We start from the raw sequence: 4,336 nt of genomic DNA, 5'->3' as shown, positions 1-4,336 counted from the left end.
CCCAGGGCCTGCGATTGGCGCACGTAGATGCACTCCATGTCGTTGGGCTTGACGCTGCGTACCACCTCCAGCAACTCGGCCTTGCCCGCCTGTTCAAGGGCTACCTCCAGTTCGAAGGTCATGTCAAAGTGGTCTTCGATCGGCCGCTTGTGGCGGCCGGTCACGAAAATCATCTCGCGCACGCCGGCCGCATAGGCTTCTTCGACCGCATACTGGATCAGCGGTTTATCGACCACCGGCAGCATTTCCTTGGGCTGGGCCTTGGTCGCTGGGAGGAATCGGGTTCCCAGGCCGGCCACGGGAAAGATCGCCTTCTTGATCAACATCTGCTTACATAGAATGAGGGTTGAGGATCGAATTCATTCTGGCACGTCCCGTGCTCAGGATGCACACGCTGGAGACCTCGTGAGCCGATGGATGTATTGATCGTCGAACCGCTGGACCCGGAGGTGATGCATTGGTTGGTCGCCCGCCATGCCGTGCGTTACGCCCCCGATCTGGCGCGCGATCCGCGGGCCTTCCGGCAGGCCTTGTACAACGTGCGGTCCCTGGTGCTGCCGCCTGCCGTGGCGCTGGATGCCGATGCGCTGCGCCACGCGCCGCTGCTGCGTGCGGTGGGGCGGGTGTCGGCGGGCGCCGAGAACATCGATGTCGATGCCTGCGCCCGCGCCGGTGTCGAAGTGGTGCGGCCCAGCAATGCCACCGCGGCGGCCGAGGCCGAGTTCATCATCGGCGCGCTGCTGCAGATGCTGCGGCGGGTGCCGGTGGTCAATGCCGAGGGCCTGCTGGTCGGGCGTGAACTGGGCGGCTCGACGGTCGGCCTGATCGGCATGACCCCCGCGGCGCGGCCGCTGGCACAGCTGCTCGGCGCCTTTGGCGCCCGCGTCGTCGGCTACGACCCGGCGGTGCATGCCACCGATGCACTGTGGCACCGCTGGAAGGTGGAGCCGGTGGGCCTGCGCGAGCTGATGGAGGAGAGCGAAGCGGTGAGCGTCATGCTCAGCTACTTCAGCCGTTATCACGGCCTGCTCGGCGAACGCTTTCTGCCCTTCTGCCGGCCGAACCAGGTGATGGTGAGCATTGCGCCGTCCAGCGTGTTCGATGAACCCTCGCTGGCCGAGGCTCTGGGCACCGGCCGCATGGCCGCCGCCTGGTTCGACAGCATGGAGCCCGGCATGCTGGAGCCCGGCCGGCCGCTGCACGACATCGACAACCTGCAGATCACGCCGCGCGTGGCCAGCACCACGCGTGAATCGCGTGTGCGCAGCGCCTGGGGTGTGGCGCGCCGCATCGACGAGTTGCTGTCTCAGCCCGCCGCGCGGCCCGAGTTCAGGTCGGCGGATCCGTCAGACGAGCCGCTTGATCTTGCAGCCGGCGGAGCGTCTGCCTGAAGTCGGCGACACGCTGACGCATCTGCTCGACCACCGCCGGCTTCGCACGCGCGACGAAGTTGTCGTTGCCCAGTTGTGCATCGGCCTTGACGATCTCGCCTTCCAGCCGCGCCACCTCCTTGGCGATGCGCGCGCGCTCGGCGGCGATGTCGATCTCCACGTGCAGCGCCAGCCGCAAGTCGCCGACCACTGCCACCGGTGACATCCCGCTGGCCTGCGCAAAGGCCGCCTCGTCGGTGAACAGCTTCACCTCGGCCAGCTTGGCCAGCGCCTTCAGCTGCGGCCCCGCCTGTTCGATGAAGGCGGCATCGCCGATGGCATACAGCGGCTTGCGATCCCCCGGCGACAGGTTCATCTCGCTGCGCAGGCTGCGCACCGCGGCGACCACCGATTTCAGCTGCGCCATCCAGACATCGGCGGCGGCATCGATCTTCTCCAGCTGGGCCTGCGGATAGGCGGCCGTGACCACCGTGTCGGTGTCCTTGCGGCCGGCCACCGGCGCCACGGTGTTCCAGAGTTCGGCGGTGATGAACGGCGTGATCGGGTGCAGCAGGCGCAGCACGGTTTCCAGCACGCGGATCAGTGTGCGACGCGTGGCGCGCTGCTCCGCTTCGGTCCCATTGGCGATCTGCACCTTGGCGATTTCCAGATACCAGTCGCAGTACTCGTCCCAGACGAACTGGTAGATCGCGTTGGCCACGTTGTCGAGCCGATAACCCGCAAAACCCTCGGCCACCGCGGCTTCGACACGTTGCAGCTCGCCGCTGATCCAGCGGTCGGCCGGCGAGAAGCGCATGTAGCCATGGAACGGGCCACCAGGCGCACACTCGGCCTTGCTGTGTTCCTTCAGCCCGCAGTCCTGGCCTTCGCAGTTCATCAACACGAAGCGCGTGGCGTTCCAGAGCTTGTTGCAGAAGTTGCGGTAGCCCTCGCAGCGCTTCGAATCGAAGTTGATGCTGCGGCCCAGCGTGGCCATCGCGGCAAAAGTGAAGCGCAGCGCATCGGCGCCGTAGCCCGGAATGCCTTCGGGAAATTCTTTCTCGGTGGCCTTGCGCACCTTGGGCGCGGTCTCGGGCTTGCGCAGGCCGGTGCTGCGCTTGTCCAGCAGCGGGGCCAGTTCGATGCCGTCGATCAGGTCCACCGGGTCCAGCACATTGCCTTCGCTCTTGCTCATCTTGTGGCCGTGGGCATCGAGCACCAGGCCGTGGATGTAGACATGGCGGAATGGCACCTGCCCGGTGAAGTGCTTGGTCATCATGATCATCCGGGCGACCCAGAAGAAGATGATGTCGTAGCCGGTGACCAGTACGCTGCTCGGCAGGAACAGGTCCTGCTCGATCGTCTTCTCGGGCCAGCCGAGCGTCGAGAACGGCACCAGCGCCGATGAGTACCAGGTGTCCAGCACGTCTTCGTCGCGCGTCAACGCGCCGCTGTAGCCGGCCGCCGCGGCCTTGCTGCGCGCCTCGGCTTCGCTGCGTGCGACGAACAGTTCGCCGTTCGTGCCATACCAGGCCGGGATCTGGTGGCCCCACCAGAGCTGGCGGCTGATGCACCAGTCCTGGATGTTCTTCATCCACTGGTTGTAGGTGTTGACCCACTGCTCGGGCACGAACTTCACTTCGCCCGACGCGACCACGTCGATCGCCTTCTGCGCGATGCTCTGGCCGTCCGCGCCTGGCCTGCTCATCGCGACGAACCACTGGTCGGTCAGCATCGGCTCGATGACCTGGCCGGTGCGCGCGCAGCGCGGCACCATCAGCTTGTGCTTCTTGGTCTCGACCAGCAGGCCTTCGGCATCGAGCTGCTCGACGATCTTCTTGCGTGCGACAAAGCGGTCCAGCCCACGATAGGCCCCCGGCGCCTCATCGTTCAGCTTGGCTTCGAGCGTGAAGATCGTGATCATCGGCAGGCCATGGCGCTGGCCGACCGCATAGTCGTTGGTGTCGTGCGCCGGCGTGACCTTCACGACGCCGGTGCCGAAGGCCTTGTCGACATACTCGTCGGCGATCACCGGGATCAGCCGGTTGGCGATCGGCAGGCGTACCTGCTGGCCAATCAAGTGGGCGTAGCGTTCATCCTCCGGATGCACCATCACCGCGGTGTCGCCGAGCATGGTTTCGGGCCGCGTCGTCGCGACGACCAACTCGCCTGAGCCATCGGCCAAGGGGTAGCGGATGTGCCAGAGGAACCCGTCTTCCTCTTCGCTCTCGACCTCCAGGTCGGACACCGCGGATTTCAGCACCGGGTCCCAGCTCACCAGGCGTTTGCCGCGGTAGATCAAGCCTTCTTCGAACAGCCGCACGAAGGTGTCGGTGACGACGGTCGAGAGCTTCTCGTCCATCGTGAAGTACTCGTGGCCCCAGCTGACGCTGGCACCCATGCGCCGCATCTGCCGCGTGATCGTCGCGCCCGATGTCGCTTTCCAGTCCCACACCTGCTTCAGGAAGGCGGCGCGGCCCAGGTCATGGCGCGACAGCCCGGCATCCTGCAATTGGCGCTCGACGACGATCTGCGTCGCGATGCCGGCATGGTCGGTGCCCGGCACCCACAGCGTGTTGAATCCGCGCATGCGGTGGTAGCGCGTCAACGAGTCCATGATCGTCTGGTTGAACGCATGGCCCATGTGCAGCGTGCCGGTGACGTTCGGCGGCGGCAGCTGGATCGAGAACGAGGGCTTGGCCGGGTCCAGCGTCGGCTCGTACAGCCCTGACTGCTCCCACAACGGGCCCCAATGGGCTTCGATGGCGGCGGGCTCGAATGACTTGGGCGTATCGGACATGGCGGCGACAGGTGGTCGGCTTGCCGGCGCAAAAGGCCGGCAGGCGAGGGCGATCAAGGGGATCGCAGATTGTAGGTGTCGCCGACCGCACCAATGAAAACGGGCGCCCGCGGGCGCCCGTTCAGGGGCAGGCAGCGCTTACAACGATATTTTGAACTGCGCGCCC

Annotated in this window: 3 protein-coding genes; 1 reads left to right on the top strand and 2 read right to left on the bottom strand. The window is 66.0% G+C overall.

All coding sequences use genetic code 11. The annotated features are described in order from the left end of the window. A partial coding sequence (locus tag VLK61_RS07185; protein ID WP_325419648.1) for a sugar phosphate nucleotidyltransferase occupies positions 1–326 on the bottom strand: 326 nt, incomplete at its 3' end. An 87-nt stretch (positions 327–413) separates the two neighbouring features. On the opposite strand from VLK61_RS07185, the gene VLK61_RS07180 reads away from it, so the two are divergent. Beyond that, the gene (locus tag VLK61_RS07180) at positions 414–1,391 is read left to right on the top strand and encodes an NAD(P)-dependent oxidoreductase (RefSeq protein ID WP_325419646.1); all 978 of its coding nucleotides are present in this window, start codon (positions 414–416) and stop codon (positions 1,389–1,391) included. Here the strand turns inward: VLK61_RS07180 and VLK61_RS07175 are convergent. Beyond that, on the bottom strand, positions 1,330–4,170 hold the full coding sequence (locus tag VLK61_RS07175) for a valine--tRNA ligase (RefSeq protein ID WP_325419644.1): 2,841 nt from the start codon (positions 4,168–4,170) through the stop codon (positions 1,330–1,332). The genes VLK61_RS07180 and VLK61_RS07175 overlap by 62 nt on opposite strands. Positions 4,171–4,336 lie beyond the last annotated feature (166 nt).

The organism is Aquabacterium sp. (genome assembly GCF_035476535.1).
In the GTDB taxonomy this organism is placed as follows: Bacteria; Pseudomonadota; Gammaproteobacteria; order Burkholderiales; family Burkholderiaceae_C; genus Pseudaquabacterium.
Note: the sequence above shows the minus strand (reverse complement) of the source record. Positions and strands in the feature narration are given on the sequence as shown.

Excerpts from the sequence above, each read along its gene's own strand:
- VLK61_RS07180 (WP_325419646.1), top strand. The coding sequence starts at position 414 with ATGGATGTATTGATCGTCGAACCGCTGGACCCGGAGGTGATGCATTGG.
- VLK61_RS07175 (WP_325419644.1), bottom strand. The coding sequence starts at position 4,170 with ATGTCCGATACGCCCAAGTCATTCGAGCCCGCCGCCATCGAAGCCCAT.